General features: G+C 59.1%; 15 protein-coding genes. 5 read left to right on the plus strand and 10 right to left on the minus strand.

Annotated elements, in window-relative coordinates; all coding sequences use genetic code 11:
• Position 1 precedes the first annotated feature (1 nt).
• From KI617_RS04100 to KI617_RS04145, 10 genes are all read right to left on the minus strand, one after another.
• A complete protein-coding gene (locus KI617_RS04100) occupies positions 2–616 on the minus strand; it encodes a class I SAM-dependent methyltransferase (protein WP_226450750.1) in 615 nt (204 codons plus the stop codon).
• On the minus strand, positions 609–1,301 hold the full coding sequence (locus KI617_RS04105) for a phosphocholine cytidylyltransferase family protein (protein WP_226450751.1): 693 nt from the start codon (positions 1,299–1,301) through the stop codon (positions 609–611). The genes KI617_RS04100 and KI617_RS04105 overlap by 8 nt, the downstream gene beginning before the upstream one ends.
• Positions 1,298–2,182, minus strand: a complete 885-nt coding sequence (locus KI617_RS04110; RefSeq protein ID WP_226450752.1) for a hypothetical protein — start codon at positions 2,180–2,182, stop codon at positions 1,298–1,300. The genes KI617_RS04105 and KI617_RS04110 overlap by 4 nt, the downstream gene beginning before the upstream one ends.
• Entirely contained in the window at positions 2,179–2,805 is a 627-nt protein-coding gene (locus tag KI617_RS04115) for a hypothetical protein (protein WP_226450753.1), read from the minus strand. The genes KI617_RS04110 and KI617_RS04115 overlap by 4 nt, the downstream gene beginning before the upstream one ends.
• A gap of 2 nt (positions 2,806–2,807) precedes the next feature.
• Positions 2,808–4,067 (minus strand): ABC transporter ATP-binding protein, encoded by a 1,260-nt coding sequence (locus tag KI617_RS04120; RefSeq protein WP_226450754.1) that lies wholly within the window; start codon positions 4,065–4,067, stop codon positions 2,808–2,810.
• Positions 4,057–4,842 (minus strand): ABC transporter permease, encoded by a 786-nt coding sequence (locus KI617_RS04125; protein ID WP_226450755.1) that lies wholly within the window; start codon positions 4,840–4,842, stop codon positions 4,057–4,059. Before KI617_RS04125 ends, KI617_RS04120 begins: the two co-directional genes overlap by 11 nt.
• A gap of 37 nt (positions 4,843–4,879) precedes the next feature.
• Positions 4,880–6,346 (minus strand): CYTH and CHAD domain-containing protein, encoded by a 1,467-nt coding sequence (locus KI617_RS04130; RefSeq protein WP_226450756.1) that lies wholly within the window; start codon positions 6,344–6,346, stop codon positions 4,880–4,882.
• Positions 6,347–6,351: 5 nt separating this feature from the next.
• Positions 6,352–8,265 carry a bifunctional diguanylate cyclase/phosphodiesterase gene (locus tag KI617_RS04135; RefSeq protein WP_226450757.1) on the minus strand — a complete coding sequence of 638 codons (1,914 nt, stop codon included), beginning with the start codon at positions 8,263–8,265 and terminating at the stop codon, positions 6,352–6,354.
• Between the two features lie 10 nt (positions 8,266–8,275).
• Entirely contained in the window at positions 8,276–8,911 is a 636-nt protein-coding gene (locus KI617_RS04140; RefSeq protein WP_226450758.1) for a transglutaminase-like cysteine peptidase, read from the minus strand.
• Positions 8,912–9,132: 221 nt separating this feature from the next.
• Entirely contained in the window at positions 9,133–9,837 is a 705-nt protein-coding gene (locus KI617_RS04145; protein ID WP_226450759.1) for a response regulator transcription factor, read from the minus strand.
• A 143-nt stretch (positions 9,838–9,980) separates the two neighbouring features.
• On the opposite strand from KI617_RS04145, the gene KI617_RS04150 reads away from it, so the two are divergent.
• The 5 genes from KI617_RS04150 (at position 9,981) to KI617_RS04170 (ending at position 15,215) form a co-directional block, all read left to right on the plus strand.
• On the plus strand, positions 9,981–10,370 hold the full coding sequence (locus KI617_RS04150) for an Hpt domain-containing protein (RefSeq protein WP_226450760.1): 390 nt from the start codon (positions 9,981–9,983) through the stop codon (positions 10,368–10,370).
• The gene (locus tag KI617_RS04155; protein WP_226450761.1) at positions 10,367–13,141 is read left to right on the plus strand and encodes a response regulator; all 2,775 of its coding nucleotides are present in this window, start codon (positions 10,367–10,369) and stop codon (positions 13,139–13,141) included. The genes KI617_RS04150 and KI617_RS04155 overlap by 4 nt, the downstream gene beginning before the upstream one ends.
• The gene (locus tag KI617_RS04160) at positions 13,138–13,518 is read left to right on the plus strand and encodes a response regulator (protein ID WP_226450762.1); all 381 of its coding nucleotides are present in this window, start codon (positions 13,138–13,140) and stop codon (positions 13,516–13,518) included. Before KI617_RS04155 ends, KI617_RS04160 begins: the two co-directional genes overlap by 4 nt.
• A gap of 174 nt (positions 13,519–13,692) precedes the next feature.
• Positions 13,693–14,160 carry a DUF3124 domain-containing protein gene (locus KI617_RS04165; RefSeq protein WP_226450763.1) on the plus strand — a complete coding sequence of 156 codons (468 nt, stop codon included), beginning with the start codon at positions 13,693–13,695 and terminating at the stop codon, positions 14,158–14,160.
• Positions 14,157–15,215: a potassium channel family protein gene (locus tag KI617_RS04170; protein ID WP_226450764.1), complete on the plus strand. Its 1,059-nt coding sequence runs from the start codon at positions 14,157–14,159 to the stop codon at positions 15,213–15,215. The genes KI617_RS04165 and KI617_RS04170 overlap by 4 nt, the downstream gene beginning before the upstream one ends.
• Positions 15,216–15,264: the final 49 nt, after the last annotated feature.

A 15,264-nucleotide genomic window follows, 5' to 3' on the forward strand; every position in this document is an offset into this window, starting at 1 on the left:
TCTAATTTTTGCATACAAACGCAACATGCCGTGTATCTGGCCACGGGTTGAATTGCTCAGGGTAATGAATGATCTTGACATCACTGAAAACTCTATTCAGTCGTTGGCCTTGTTGCTCCAACCCAGGGTATCTCCCGCAGTAATCCTGCTTTAGGCTGGGCGAATAGCCGCTAACTGTTTTTTCTTCTCCGCTGGATACTTGGTTCTTAACTATTAATGTGCCATTGCGACTGAGAAGTTTCACAGCTTTTTGGTAAGTCTGGGTTTCCTCTTTTTCGGTCAGGTGAGTTACGACACCGAATATGAGAATAAGGTCATACCGCTCAGTATCATCAAATTCAAGCACGTCGCAGCATAATTTCCGGATATTCGGAGCAATAGGCGCGAGCTTCAGAAAATCCGGATATTTGTCGACGAGAGTCAACTTGCCATTGGTAGGTAGCAGGCTGCAGGAAAGTTCACCGGGGCCACTGCCTAGATCCAATATTTGGGCGTTAGGGGGGGCGTGCTCAGAAATCCAGCTGAGTTCGTAGCCTAGCAAATTTTCGTCGGTCCAACGGCCTTTGCCCTCAGCGGAGCGTTTTTTCCAGAAAATATCTATGATGTTCTTATCCATGCAAGTCTCCTTCCTTTATAAGAGTGGCGATCCATTTCTCCATTTGAGGTAATTCGTCCGGAAAGTCGATTTCGCTACAGCGTACGTGGAGAGTTTGACACGGCAATAGAGGGGTAATCATTTGGAATACATGCCCTTCGGAATCAAGGGCTAGTGCCGCCGGATCGAAGAGGACAAGCCCCGTCCACTCGTAGCATCGTGTTGGATCAGTTGCCTGTTTTTGGTAAAGAAATTGAATGGCGTTTTCTTTTCCACTGCTTGGGTCACGTTCGACCTCAACCAACACAGGGGCATTGCTTTGGATAGGACTGAGTCCGATGCAGGGGCGTGGAGCCGACAAGAGGCATGCGAGGTCATCGGGATGTACCAGCATGTCGCCATCGAGAGATAGCACTGGTCCGGTAGAACTTCGGGCGGCAAGGCACAGGCTTGAGGCGGTTCCTGTAGATGCGTATTTTTCGTTGAAGATAAACTTTGCATCGGGGCGGCGGGATACTACTGCCCGCTTAACCTCTTCGGCTTGAAAGCCGATGACGACCACGAGGTTGTCAACCTGTTCCAATGTTTGCAATTGCCAATGGATTAGCGGTTGACCAAGGAAATGTACTAGGCATTTTGGGCAAGAATGCCCAAGGCGGGTTCCGCGCCCTGCTGCGTTAATGACGACGGTAGGTTTTGACTTCATGGTCGGTTAGAACGATCAAGATGGCTTCGAATGGCTTGGATCAATAGTTTGATATCGAAAGGCTTCTTTCGCCTGCCTCTGGGAGGTCGAGGAGGAAGGGTCGAGGCGTACGGTGCAACGATGTGTGCGGGTATGCCAAGATAGGCGGCTTCTGAGAGTACTGACCCGGGGGCATTCGAAAATACTTGCGCCGCATGGTCAATAACCTGTGTTGATGGGGTGTTTGCAGGTATTACCTTTGCCCCAGCCTGCTCAAGAGTTATTTCGATATCGCTAACACCGGGCCAGCTAGGCAGTTTGAATGGCACTTCGTGCTTGAGTGCCACTGCATATTTTTCTAGCAAATAAGGCACTCCTCCGCGATGCATCAGGTCGATCACTTGATTTACGAAAAATACGCCATTTGCAGCGACGGTATTTTTGTGGACGAATTCATCTGAGTTGCCGTCGATATACTTGGCCCAGCCGGTATATAGAGGCTGACACAAAAGAGAAAGGCCAGGATTGAACTCATATGGAGAGCAATAGAAATCGAAAAGCTGCAAATAACCGATCTCGTCCGCAATAATAGGCTGTTCGAGGTCGTGTGGAACAAAGACGGAGCAGCAGACATTCAACAAACGCAGGCACTCCATAGGGGATAGATAGCTGTTGCCTGAGGGGCTTTGCCCAAGGCCTTGTCTGAATATCCTGCCAGTTCGTGCTGGATGCTGAGAAGTGATCAAGACAATCTTCGTGTCACCCAGGTTTGGCATCGCTGTAACACTAAAGTCGACTTCGACGACGTTCTCCCCCGCATCACGCAAAAATCGAGCAATACCGCCTAGAGAATATTCACTGGCGAAGCCGAGCAATAGGAATACAGGGCGTGACATATTCATTGCTGTGTTGGGTAGCGGTTGGCAACTAGCCATCGGGTAGCCATATCCGGTTCCACCACTGGATTGAGCATTATGGGAAGCGAACTTACAGGCATCGGGTTAGATACGCCGCTTATGGAAGCACTCTCTGACAGTCTTTCATAGGTCAACATCAATACTTCCGGAAAACCAAGTTGATGCAAGATCTGGCGAATGCGCCCTTCGGGCAAATAATCTCCCCGGAACGGGAGGACGACGGAGCTGTGCACAGGAACCAATAGCGTAGGTAGTTCTCGTATCAATCTGATGAAGTGGTATTCATCGAGAAAGGTAAGGCAGTTGCTGGCCAATTCGGATTCACTTTTGATTGGAGGGAGGAGGCAGCGAGATCCATCAATAATTCCCGATAATTCGCTGCTGCAATAACCAACGAAAACAAGTTGTTTCTGTTCTCGGAGAAAAGCCAGCGGCAGTTGCTGCATATGTTCGATTTCGTTCTTCAGCACCAATGGCAGGATGGCGGATTCTGAAGCGCGCCTCATCTCGGCTAACTCTTGCCTGATATGTGGGAGTAATTCGGCACCGATACGGCGCACTAAAGGCCGGCATAGCGTATTCATCAGCTTGCTGATCCAAAGAGCCATGGCTACATTTTCTCGAAAGAGCAGGGAAGGTAGGTTTCAGTATTCGAGCAGCGGATGCCGGAAAAGTTGGCATCCTGATGCCCGACCTTTTTTTCGTCATATATCTCGATCGCAAGTGCGGCGTCAAAGCGATCATCTGAGGGAACCCCTTTTGAGTGCTGTACCCAGGCTCCTATGTGATATCGGCCAGGATAGGCCATGATGGGGCTGGTAGTAATGCGAAAGCGGTTGCGCCCGATGGGTAGTCCGACGATTCCCGAAAAGCCAGATGCAAAATCATGCAGAACTACACCCGACAAGTTTCTGAGGGTCACGCCAAATCGACCGGCAGGCAAGTTTTCTCTGCATTCGAATGCAAGGTCAATGACAATCCTCTCTCCCATTGCAACGCGTGTTGTTGGTTCGAGTTGTGCGTTCATGACAGAAATGTTCTGCAATGTTGCAAAGCGTTGAGGTCCTTGCCGCAGAGGGTGGCCAAGAGGAAAGGTTGCCTTGGAGGGCTGGGTAGGCTCTGTAAGGTAGCGGTCGATAGAATGCCCAGGTTCCGCATCACTCAGAAGATGGCTATCACCCAAGGTCAGCACGCGGGTGCATAGGTTCTGGACGGCTATCAGGTCATGGCTGACAAACAGTATGACCGAGTTGCCTTTTTCCTGAAGGGATTTGAGATAAATCATGCACTTGGCCTGGAAGGCGCTGTCCCCTACAGCAAGAGCTTCATCGATTACCATGATGTCTGGAGATACATGCACCCCTACTGCGAACGCAAGTCGTACGAACATACCGCTTGAGTAAGTTCGAACCGGCTGCTCTATGAACTCGCCGATGTCGGCAAAGGCTGCAATGTCCTCGAACCTTTCGTCCATCTGCTCCTTACTGAAGCCCATTAGCGTGCCATGGAAGTAAACATTCTCTCGTCCCGTAAACTCTGGGTTGAAGCCTGCACCAAGCTCAAGTAGGGCAGAGGTGCGGCCGTTGACCCTTACAGATCCGCTGGTCGGTTTGAGAATCCCGCAGATCAGCTGCAACAGTGTGCTTTTGCCGGAGCCATTGCGGCCGATAATGCCAACGGTTTCTCCTTTCCTGATGTCGAACGAAACCTCTTCAATCGCCGTGAATTTCCGGTGGTATTGCTTGAATCCCAGCAACAGGAACTGTTTGACTCGGTCGCCAGGATGATTGAAAAGGCGATAGGTTTTCGTTAGATTTCGAACCGAAATTGCGATGTCGTCGGCCATCGGGTGCTGCAGATCAGAGGACATCGGCGAATTCCTCTTGACTGTGGCGGAAGAAGGTATTACCAAGCCATGCGGTAGCCAGCCCTAGTGTCAAGGCAATACCCCAGCCTTCCCAGGCTACCGGATGGCCGAGCGCTACGTTGCGACAGGTTTCGATGACGATACCCAGCGGATTGTATTGATAGAAGGGGTGCAGGATCTCCGGCACTGCGCTGGCAGGATAAAGAACAGGCGAGAGGAACATCAGCATCTGTACGAAGGGTGGGACGATCTGGCTCATGTCTTTGATGAATACTCCCCAGGCCGCAAGAAACCAGGCGAAACCTAGAGTTATCAGGAGCAGCGGGGCGAGGGCCAACGGATAGAGTGCGGCCATCGGTGTTAGGTAGCCGGTCCAGGCGAGTGCAGCCAGCAGAATCAGGTAGTTGAATAAGCAGTGCACCAAGGCGGCCCCCAAGGGAACGAGGGGAAGGATCTCAACTGGGAAGATGATTTTCTTCACATAGCTCGGGTAGCTGCGCACGGCAGTGGGCGCGCGAGATATGGCTTCGGCAAAGATATTGAAAGCAATCAGTCCGCTGTAGAGAACGAGCCAGAACGGTGCGCCACCTTCCTGCTGCGGCCAGCGTGCCTGGAAAATATGGCCGAAGACGAAGGCAAAGATGGCTAGCATGATCAACGGATTGAGAAATATCCAGGCGACGCCGAACATTGCACCACGGTAGCGGAGTAACACATCGCGTTTGATGAGTTGTCCAAGTAAGTAGCGATGGGAAGTCAGGAGTTTCATGATCGGCATTTATGGGCATTGCTACGCTTGTATGGTTTTGAAGCTATCACCACGGTGTTTGTTGTGCTAGCCATATTTCAAGGTTGTCCGGCAAATTAGTGAGCAGAAGTTGGTGTCTTCCTTTAACCCAGCCGTGAATTGGCCCGGTGGGGTGCCCGGCAAGTTCCTCGGCAACTAGTGTTTCGGCCGTGACATAGTCATTGACCAAGCCGAGTTCTTCTTGTAGCTGAGAAAGGACGCTTAGATAGAGTTTGAGGCGTCTTTGCGGCAGCAGGGGCGCGAAAAATTCCAGGGTGTAGCGCAGCTTCTTGAAGGCGATGCGCATTTTGTGGCGCTCGGCGGGGCTGAGGTCGGCGTGCCGGGTGGCTAGTTTTCTGGCTTTTCTGGCTCGGCTGGCGATCTGTTGCCGGGCGAAATCCTTGAGCGGTGTGTCCAGCGTATCGCTCAGCGTGTAGACGGCCGCGGTGAATTCAAGCAACAGGCGCGGGTATTCGCTGACGGCGAGCAGGCCGATGACTGATTTGCGGGCGCTGCTGGCTCGCAACTGGGCGGCCTTGCGCAGGCGCTTGATGTCCTTGTGCTCAGGAAAGGCGGCGGCAATGGGGGGCAGGGTTTCTTCCAGGAAGACGTCCCAGTTGCGGGTGTCGCCTAGGGCGCCGGCCAGGGTTTGCCAGGTTTGGCCGTAGGCGGTGACGAATTCAGGCGGCAGCGCCGGGGCGAACAGTTTGATCGCGGAGCGCAGGCGGCGCAGGGCAACGCGGGCTTGATGAATGAATTCGGCGTCGCTGCCGGCCTGCAGCCCTTTTTCATTGCGCTGGAAATGTTCCAGGCAACAGAGGGCGATGCTGCGGAAGGCTTCGACCGGTGTCTGCGCTTCATTGATCGGGGTCGGCCTGGCCTTGAAAGGGCGGAGCGGTGTGTCGAGGAAGAGGTTGTAGCCGCGCTCGGCCTTGCTGGCGATGGCCGGGTGCAGGTCGAGGTCGGTCTGCAGTTCGCGGGTTAGCCCGAAAATGTCATCGACTTTGCCGGAGAGCAGTTCCAGTTCGATTTCGCAAATGGGCGTCGATCGGCCTTGGCTTTCGATGTGGCCGCGATCGATGGCCAGTTCGATCTGTGAATCGCCAAAGGGCACATGCCAGATCTGGCGATGGAAATCGGTGGTGAAAATAGCCTCGAACTGGTCGCTGCGCTGTTCGAGAAATTTACGGAAGTCGGCGGCATCGACATGGCTGAAATCGAAGATGCCCGGTGTGGCCGGGGTTTCCCATTCGCTGCGCATGGCCAGCCCGCCACTGGCTGGTTCGGCCGATTTGACCGTGCATAGCCACTGCCAGCCCTTCTTGCGGAAGCGGACGGCAATGCGCCGGGCGTGCAGTTCCAGTTTTGGCGTGTCGTAATAAGTGTTGAGCAGATGTTGGCGTTGTGTCGGAATGCCTTCGAGCAGCGGGTGGCTGGCCAGCTTGCGGGCGGCTTTCGGGCTGAGTTGCAGCTTCAGTTCGATTTCGGTGCTCATCTTGATCAGTTCCTTGGTACGGCCGGGCCGGTGGCACCGTCGAAGCCGAGTTCGGGCAGGATGGCCAGTTCTTCGGCGGTCTGGACGCCTTCGGCAATAACGGTCAGGCCGATGTTGTGCGCGATGCTGCACAGGCCCTTGAGGAAGGCCTGGTTGCCCGGCTGGCTGTCGATGGCGCGAATGAAGCTGCCGTCGACCTTCAGGTAGTCGAGGCCGATGCGGTGCAGGCGGCCGATTTCGCTGAACTGGCGGCCGAAGTGCTCGATGCCGAGGCGGCAGCCGAGCGGCCGCAAGGCGTCGCAGAAGGCGTGGAATTCCTCGAAGTGCTGGAAGGCGCCGATTTCCGAGACCTCCATCCACAGGCGCGGGGCCAGGTCGCGGCGGGCGGCGATCTGGGCGTAGAGGCGGGCGCGGAACGAGGCGTCGAGAATCGATTCGCCGGACAGGTTGACCGCGACGGCGGGAAGGCCGGCGGCAATGCGGTCCAGGGCGAGACGCACAACGCTTAGATCGAGTTCGGTGGTCATCGACAGGCGCGAGGCCATCGGCATGAAAGCGCCGGCGGTCAGCCATTCGCCGTCTTCGGTAGCCTGCAGGCGGAGCGGACATTCGAGGTGGAGCAATTGGCCGCCACTGCCGGCCACCGGGAACTCGATCAGGCGCAGGCGCTGGGTGTCGATCGCCCCGTCGAGCAGCTTCTTCCAGTCGGCATTCGAGGTGGCTTGCTGATCTGAGCTGCTTTCGGCCCGGCACCAGGCGAGGCCGCTTTGCGTTTCGGCCGAGGCCAGCGCCGCATCGACGCGAGAGAGCAGGCTGCCGATGGCCTGGCCGTGCAGGTAGGTACCGCTGGCCACGTAGCCGATGCGTTCGCCTTCGATCAGGCCGGCGGCGGCGAGGTCGCTCAGCGCGTGCAGCAGTTTCTCGGCCTGCAGCGCGGGGTCCTGGACGCCGGGCAGCAGTAGCGCGAAGTCGGCACCGTTCAGGCGGGCGGCAGCGGCATTTGGCTTGTTGGCGGCCAGCGCTTTGAGCGTGGCGCCGATCCGGCGCAGCACTTCGTCGGCGGTTTCGCGGCCGGCCCGGCGGTTGATGCCGGCCAGGTCGCCCAGGCGCAGCATGAGCAGGGTGCCGGAGGCGCTGGCGTCATCGTCGCTGAGCGCGGCGGCCAGCTCATTCATGAAGAAGTCGCGGTTGGCCAGGCCGGTCAGGCTGTCCAGCGTGGCTTCGCGGCGCACCTGTTCAAGGCGGGCCGCTTCTTCGGCAAACATCGCCTTCAGGCGGTCGACCATGGCGTTCATCGCGCTGGCCAGACTTTTCAGTTCCGGGGTTTTCGGTTCGGGGATGCTGATGAAACGGCGTTCGCTGATCGCCTGGGCCTGGCCGACCACGGCGTCGAGCGGGCGGCGGATGCGGCGCAGCACCTGCATGCCGAGCAGGCCCATGATGCCGCCGCCGACGGCAAACCAGGCGAGCAGCTTGAGCGCGCCATCCCACAGTTCCTTGTAGGCGAACTGGCTGTGGCTGATCAGTTCGATGGTGCCGAACTGGTTCCAGCCGGCCGAAACCTGGGCGTGGCCGGGCTGCGAGGCGATCGGAAAGACGCGCACGAACCACTCGGGTTGATTGCCGGTGGCAGGCGGGCTGGTCTTTTCGATCATCGTCTTGCCGTTCGGGTCGATCAGGCGGACGGCGGCGTACTGGCCACTGTCGAAGACGGCGGCGACCTGCAGTTCGACAGTGACCGGGTCCTTGTCCAGTTGCGACATCGACAGCGCCAGCGAGGCGGCGTTGTCGTTGTTCTTGATGGCCAGTTGCTGTTCCAGATAGTGGCGAGCCGTCAGCATGCTGGCGACGAAGCTGCCGGCAAAGGCGATCAGGGTGCTTGCGATTACCGCAAGCCAGAGTTGTCGGAATAGGGACATGTCGATTACCTCACTGGAAGCCTTCGGCGCGCGCTCGGGCCAGCAGATCCTGCCAGCGGGAGAGATTGCTCTGGCTGGACTGGTTGCCGGTGCCCTGCCAAAGGCCTGCACTGTTGAAACTGAAAATCGGAGAAAGGTCGCTGCGTCGCGAGGCAGGCAGGATCTGGGGATTCAGGTTGTCGAGGACCAGCGGGTCGGCGTTGGGGGTCGCATAGTAGGCGAGCACCATGTGGGCGACCAGGAAGGTGCCGGATGGGCCGGTCTGCGCCGCTTTGACATAGACCAGACGCAGTTTGTTGATCGGTATGCCGAGCTCGATCAGCGAGTAGTACTTGGCAATCGAGAAGTCTTCGCAGTCGCCCCGCCCCTGGCCGATGATCTCGGTCGGCGTCGCCCAGTAGTCGTTCTGGCTCCAGACCGACATGTCGTCGTCGAAGGCGATACGGCGATTGAAAAAGTCGTTGATCCGCTTCAGCTTGTCGGTTTCCGGGGTGCTGCGCCCATCGGCCAGTGTGCGCTGCCAGTCGAGTAGCAAGGGCACCTGGCTGGCGCCGAAACGGCTGCTGACCAATTGCTGCAGGCGCTCGAAATCCCAACCCAGGGCCAGCGGCAGGCCGTTCAGGCACAGCACGACGAGTGTGGCCACGATGGTCAGCAGGCGAAGCGGGGAGGCTCGGTTACTCAAGTCGTTGAATGTTGGCTCAAAAGGGACGGAGAACGACAGCGGGACGGCGAGACTTCGCGATTATCCCCCATGAAAATGAAAAAGCATCGTTGTCGGGCGGGGATGGGCGATTTCTCTGCCATTGCCGGGACGAACAAAAGCCACGCTCGCGAGCGTGGCCCTGGCCTGGCAGGCCGCGCCGATCAGTTCGAGGCTTCGACCTGGGCGATGAAGACGTAACCCTGCGAGCGCAAGGTCTTGATAAAGCTGCTGCCATCGGCCTGCTTGCCGAGAATGCGCCGGATCTGGCTGACGTGGACATCGATGATCCGGTCGTAGGGCACGTATTCGCGTTTCAGCATGCGCGACAGGTGTTCGCGGGACAGCGGCTCGAACGGCTGCTCAAGAAAAGCGACAAGTAGCGCATAACCAGACACCCCGAGCGGCGTTGCCGGACTGCCGGCGCGCGAGAGTTCGCGCGAGGCGGTGTCCAGCGTCCAGTCGCCGAAGTGCAGGCGGCGCATTTCGCCGCGGGGTGCGCTGCTGCGCTGGCAGCGACGGAGCAGGCCGCGGGTGCGGGCCAGCAGTTCGCGCATGTTGCAGGGCTTGGGCAGGAAGTCGTCGGCGCCGATCTCGATACCGATGATGCGCTCGATCTCGTCGGAACGAGTCGAGTGGATGAGGACCGGAATTTCGGAGGTTTGGCGTAGCTGGCGAAGCAGCTCCAGGCCGTCGACATCCGGCAGGCTGAGATCAAGGATGATGACATCCGGTTTTTCGTTGAGTTGCTGCCACATGGCCGCCCCGTTTTCGGCGTAGATGCTGTCGATCCCGGCGGTAGCCAGGGTCGTGCTCAATACGTGGCGGGTGCCCGGGTCGTCTTCAACTATCAGCGCAGTCTGGCGCATGCTGTTTTCATTTCTGGTGCGTGGTAAAGAAGCGATTGTAATGCAATGTAATTCAAAGGAAATGCTTTACGATTCTTTAACAATGAGACAGCTTATCGGGGCAAAATTGGCCCCTTGATGATCGATTTGAATTTGCCCAACAAATGTCTGTTCCTCACTCCCTGGATGGCTTTGATGTGATGGCTGCGGTCGAGCGCATGCTCGGCCAGCCTTTGCTATGGTGGCAGGCCGTCGGCCTGTTCGTTGAGCATTATGCCGATTGGGAACAGGCGTGGCGCGGCGCGATTGGCGACGATGCCGAGGAACGCAAGCGGGTGCATGCCATTCGCAGTGCGGCGGCCAATGTCGGGGCGGGGCGCCTGGCGGAGACGGCCGGCGCACTCGAAGACCTGCTGCTGGCGCGCCTCGCGGGTAGCCAGTCGGCGGTGCCGGACGATTTGCGACAGCGACTCGGCGATGATTTTCGCGAGTCGTGGCTGGCTGCCGCCAATGCCTGGAAGGAAAATCGTCCGGGGCCGGGAGGCTCGGCATGAGTTTGCCGCTGTCGACGACCCCGCTGCCTTCCCGGCTGGCGCGCATCAATTTTTATGTGCTGGCTTCTGCCATCATTTTTGCCACTGTCTTCATTGTCTTTACCTTTGCCTGGATGACGATGCAGGCGCATGTCGAGGCGGGCGACCGGCACCTTGATCGGCTCAGGGATAAGGCGCAGCCGGTGTTGACGATCAATGACCGGGCGGCGGCCGAGAGCAAGTTTGCAGCCCTGCAGACCATGCCTTATCTGCACTCGGTCGCCGTGTTTCGCGAAGATCTTTCACCGTTCGTCGCCTTTGACCGCGATGGCGCCGAGTTGGCTGCGCCGGCCCCGCTAAGCAGTGCCGTGGCCGGGCATGCTTATTCCTGGCAGCGCATCGACTTCCTGGTCCCCGCCCAGGTGGCTGGGCAACCCGCCGGCTGGCTGCGCCTGAGCACCGACCTGGGCGAGGCGTTTCAGCATCTGCTTGGTTATCTCGGTCTGATTCTGATCGAAATGGCCGCGGCGCTGGCCATTGCCCTGCATTTGCAGTCCCGGCAGGTGGGGCGGCTGATCGAACCCTTGCAGGACTTGACCCGGCATATGGCCGATGTGTCGGTCGGACGACTTGATATCCGCGCGGCCGACAGTCGGGTCACCGAAATCGACCAGCTGGTCAGCGGCTTCAACCAGATGGTCGAGCAAATTCGCGAGCGCGATCACTGGTTGTCGACGCATCTGGGCAATCTGGAGCAGATCGTCGAGCAGCGGACGCGCGAATTGCGCCAGGCCAAGGAGGCGGCGGAGGCCGGCAGTCGGGCCAAGAGCGAGTTTCTGGCGACGATGAGCCATGAAATCCGAACGCCGATGAACGGGGTGCTCGGCATGACGGAGTTGCTGCTGGGGACAACGCTGGAGCCGACTCAGCGCCAGTTTGTCGAAGCAGTCGAGCGTTCCGGCAAGCACTTGCTGCACATCATCAACGACATTCTCGATTTCTCGAAAATCGAAGCCGGCAAGCTGGAACTCGATGTGGTCGATTTCGACCTGCGCAACCTGCTGGAAGAGTCGCTGGAACTGTTCTCGCAAGCGGCGCGGCGCAAGGGGCTGGAACTGGTGGCGGACTTGCCGCCGGACGCAAAGCTGGTCGTGCGCGGCGACCCGTTGCGCCTGCGCCAGATCGTGACCAACCTGCTGGGCAATGCGATCAAATTCACCGAGACCGGGGAAATTCTGCTGCGCCTGCTCGTTGTCGAGCCAGGTCAAAATGACCTGAAGCTGGCCCTGGTCGTCAGCGATACGGGGATAGGCATCCCGCTCGATGCTCAGGAAAAGATATTCGAACATTTCCTGCAGGCCGATGGTTCGACCACCCGGAAATATGGCGGCACCGGCCTCGGGCTGGCCATTTGCCGGCATCTGGTCGAGATGATGGGGGGGCGGATTGGCGTTGAGAGCACGCCCGGAAAAGGGGCTGCTTTTACCGTTGAACTAGCGCTGCCGCTCGGCCAGTTGCCGGTGACCTTGCCGGAAAAGCAGGCCCTGGCTGCGACCGGGGCGCGTGTGCTGGTGGTCGATGACAGCACGACCCAGCGCGAGGTGCTGCTTGGCCTGCTGCGTGGCCGGGGGTACGTCGCCGAAGGCGCGGCCTCAAGCCTGGCCGGGCTTTCCATGCTCAAAACAGCGGTTGAGGCAGGCGAGCCCTACGCCTTGCTGCTGATCGACCTGCAGATGCCGGATCTGCCGGGCCGCGATGTGGTGCGAGCCTTGCGCGCCGACCAGCGTCTGGCGCCGACACGGGTGATCATCCTTTCGCTGCAGGCGGATGCGCTGAGCCAGGCGGAGAGGGCGAGTCTGCAGATTGCCGCCTGCCTGCCCAAGCCCGTCCGTCAGGCCGATTTGCTGCGGGCCATCGATTCGACCCTGCAGCGGCGTGGTACGACCGAGGCAGCGGTGGCCGACAGCCCGGTCAAGAAATTGCGCGGCCGTGTCCTGGTCGTCGAAGACAATGAAAGCAACCTTGTGGTGGCGCGCGCCCAGCTTGAACGCATGGGGCTGGAGGTCATCGCGGCCGGCGATGGTCAGCAGGCGCTCGATTTGCTGGCAGAAGAAACGGTCGATCTGGTCCTGATGGATTGCCAGATGCCGGTGCTCGATGGTTTTGCGGCGACCATGGCGTTGCGCCAGCGCGAGGCCGCATCCGGCCTGCATTTGCCGGTCATCGCGCTGACGGCCAATGCCATGAAGGGTGACCGCGAGCGTTGCAAGGAGGCCGGGATGGACGAGTATCTGGCCAAGCCCTACAGCGGCGAAGAGTTGCTGACGCTGCTGGCCCGCTGGTTGCCGGCCGAGCGGCGCAAGTCGGCGGCCCCGGCCGCCCCTGCCGTTGCTAACGCCGCGCCGGTGCTCGGTGCGAGCTTGCCGGCGCCCGTCGCGCCGCTGGAGCTGAAGGCTTTTGACAAGATTCGCGCGTTGTCGCCCGAGGGGGGCGATGCCTTGGTGCGCCAGGTGGTCGTCGCCTACCTGAAAGGCGCCGAGCGGGAATGGGGGCGTTTCGATCAGGGGCTGGCCGATGCCGATGCGCCGGCGATGGCGGGCGCTGTCCATGCGCTCAAGTCGAGCAGTTTCAATGTCGGTGCCACTGTTTTTGCAGAGCGCTGCCGGGAAGTCGAGCAACTGGCGCGGGAGGTCAGGATGCGCGAATTGCTGGCCCGGGTCGATGGTTTGCGCAGCGAATGGCAGCGGGTCGATGCGGCCCTCAAGGCTGTGTTGGCGGAGCTGGCAGCATGAACCGGGGGGCCTGGCGGGTTCTGGTTGCCGACGATGATCCGACGGTTGGTCTGTTGTCGCGGGCGGCACTGGCCGGCGGGGATTTCGCGCCGACCATCGTCGACAATGGCAACGATGCGCTGGCCGAATTCCGGCGGCAGCCTTTTGACATCGTGCTGCTCGATGTCGAGATGCCGGGGCTGGACGGTTTCGAGGTCGCGGCGGCGATCCGGGCCAGCCATGGCGCGGGCTTTCCGGTCGTGCTGGTCACCGGGCGCAGCGATCCGGCTTTCATCGCCCAGGCGCAGGCACTTTCGGCCGACTACATCGCCAAGCCGGTCAACTGGCCGTCGCTGGCCGGCCTGTTGCGAGCCATGCTCGGCGCCGTGCACTGCTAGGGCGTCTTCACACCCTAGGCCCCGTCGCTCGGCTTTTCCCTCGTTGCCCCGGCTGGTGATGCTTGTGGCAGAATCGGATCAAACGGTCTGGGGCGACGTACTGAAGGTACGAACAAGGGGGAGGATATGGGACAGCGGGGACATCGAGGACATCGGAAATTTTCCTGGGCATTTTTGGGCGCCCTGATTTTGGCCATTTTCGGGGCATCGAGCGTGGCGCTGGCGCAGGAGGCTCGGCCGCTGGTCAAGGGGCAGACGCTGTACCTACCGATTTATTCCCACATGCTGTACGGCAATCTGGGCAAGAGCGGCAAGGCATCAAATGTGCTGCTCTCGGCCCTGGTCAGTATTCGTAATACCGACGGCAAACGGCCGCTGCGGATTGTCTCGGCCAGGTATTTCGATACGCATGGCAAGCTGCTGGGCGAACGGGTGCCGGCGCCTGTGCTCCTGGCACCCTATGGCACCCTCGAATTGTTCGTCGAACTGAATGATGCTTCCGGCGGCTCGGGCGCCAATTTCATCATCAAGTGGGATGCTGATCAGCCGATCAATCCGCCGCTGGTCGAATCGCTGCATGCCAACATGGATGGTGGCAAGGCCGTCATCTTCATGACGCAATCGGTGCCGCTGGTCGAATGAGCGTCGATTCCGGCGTCTCCCCGATCAAGACCCTGCAGACCGGCTATATCGTCCGGCTGCTCTATGTTGCGGTCGGCATGCTGATTGCCGTGCATGTGTTCGGCACGGTTGGCTACATGGTGCTGACCGAGAGCAAGTATTCGTGGTTTGACGCGTTCTACATGACCTTCATCACCGTTGCCACCATCGGCTTCGGTGAAATCATCGACATGTCGAGCAACCAGCCGGCCCGGATTCTCACCGTGGTCATCGGCATTCTCGGCGCCGGCAACCTGTCGCTGCTGTTTTCGGTCGTTACCGTGGCGCTGCTCGAAACCGACCTCAATGGAACCCTGCGGAGAAAACGCATGGAAAAAGCAATCAAGAAACTCAAAGGTCATTACATCCTCTGCGGCTTCGGCCGCGTCGGACGCAACATTGCGCACGAGCTGGAGGCGACCAACCGCCATTTCGTCGGTATCGATGAAGAGCTTCACCGGCTGGAGGATTACAAGGAGCGGAATCCCGGCTTCCTTTACCTGCATGGCGATGCCAGCGATGACGATATTCTGGTGGCAGCCGATCTTGAGGATGCCAAGGGCTTGTTCGCGGTGACCGGTGACGATTCGCGCAACCTGATGATCGTCATTACCGCCAAGCAGTTGAAGCCTGAATTGCGCGTCGTGGCGCGCTGCACCGAGCAGCGCAATATCGAGAAAATGCGCAAGGCGGGGGCGGATGCCATCGTTTCGCCGGATTTTACCGGCGGCATGCGCATCGCTTCGGCCATGATCCGCCCGCACGTGGTTTCCTTCCTCGACGAAATGTTGAAGTCGGAAAAAAACCTGCGGGTCGAGGAGGTGCCGGTGCCGGCCGGATTCATTCCCAAGCCGCTGGGGATGCTGAAGCTGCGTAGTGCCAATTACGTTTTTCTCGCCGTGCGCGAGCGCAATGGCAGCTGGCAGTTCAATCCGGACCAGGATTTCCTGCTCAAACCGGGTTACATGCTGATCGCCATGGCCAGCCCGGTCGGACGGACGGAAATCGAAACCCTGTTGATCGATATGGCGGCCTGATTCTGCCGCCAGGGTTCTCCCACCTTGGCGGGCGGCTTCCTATTCCCGC

This window comes from Ferribacterium limneticum, assembly GCF_020510625.1.
Taxonomy (GTDB): Bacteria; Pseudomonadota; Gammaproteobacteria; order Burkholderiales; family Rhodocyclaceae; genus Azonexus; species Azonexus limneticus_A.

Coding starts and splice junctions, on each gene's coding strand:
- KI617_RS04100 (WP_226450750.1), bottom strand. CDS start 616: ATGGATAAGAACATCATAGATATTTTCTGGAAAAAACGCTCCGCTGAG.
- KI617_RS04105 (WP_226450751.1), bottom strand. CDS start 1,301: ATGAAGTCAAAACCTACCGTCGTCATTAACGCAGCAGGGCGCGGAACC.
- KI617_RS04110 (WP_226450752.1), bottom strand. CDS start 2,182: ATGAATATGTCACGCCCTGTATTCCTATTGCTCGGCTTCGCCAGTGAA.
- KI617_RS04115 (WP_226450753.1), bottom strand. CDS start 2,805: ATGGCTCTTTGGATCAGCAAGCTGATGAATACGCTATGCCGGCCTTTA.
- KI617_RS04120 (WP_226450754.1), bottom strand. CDS start 4,067: ATGTCCTCTGATCTGCAGCACCCGATGGCCGACGACATCGCAATTTCG.
- KI617_RS04125 (WP_226450755.1), bottom strand. CDS start 4,842: ATGCCGATCATGAAACTCCTGACTTCCCATCGCTACTTACTTGGACAA.
- KI617_RS04130 (WP_226450756.1), bottom strand. CDS start 6,346: ATGAGCACCGAAATCGAACTGAAGCTGCAACTCAGCCCGAAAGCCGCC.
- KI617_RS04135 (WP_226450757.1), bottom strand. CDS start 8,265: ATGTCCCTATTCCGACAACTCTGGCTTGCGGTAATCGCAAGCACCCTG.
- KI617_RS04145 (WP_226450759.1), bottom strand. CDS start 9,837: ATGCGCCAGACTGCGCTGATAGTTGAAGACGACCCGGGCACCCGCCAC.
- KI617_RS04150 (WP_226450760.1), top strand. CDS start 9,981: ATGTCTGTTCCTCACTCCCTGGATGGCTTTGATGTGATGGCTGCGGTC.
- KI617_RS04155 (WP_226450761.1), top strand. CDS start 10,367: ATGAGTTTGCCGCTGTCGACGACCCCGCTGCCTTCCCGGCTGGCGCGC.
- KI617_RS04160 (WP_226450762.1), top strand. CDS start 13,138: ATGAACCGGGGGGCCTGGCGGGTTCTGGTTGCCGACGATGATCCGACG.
- KI617_RS04170 (WP_226450764.1), top strand. CDS start 14,157: ATGAGCGTCGATTCCGGCGTCTCCCCGATCAAGACCCTGCAGACCGGC.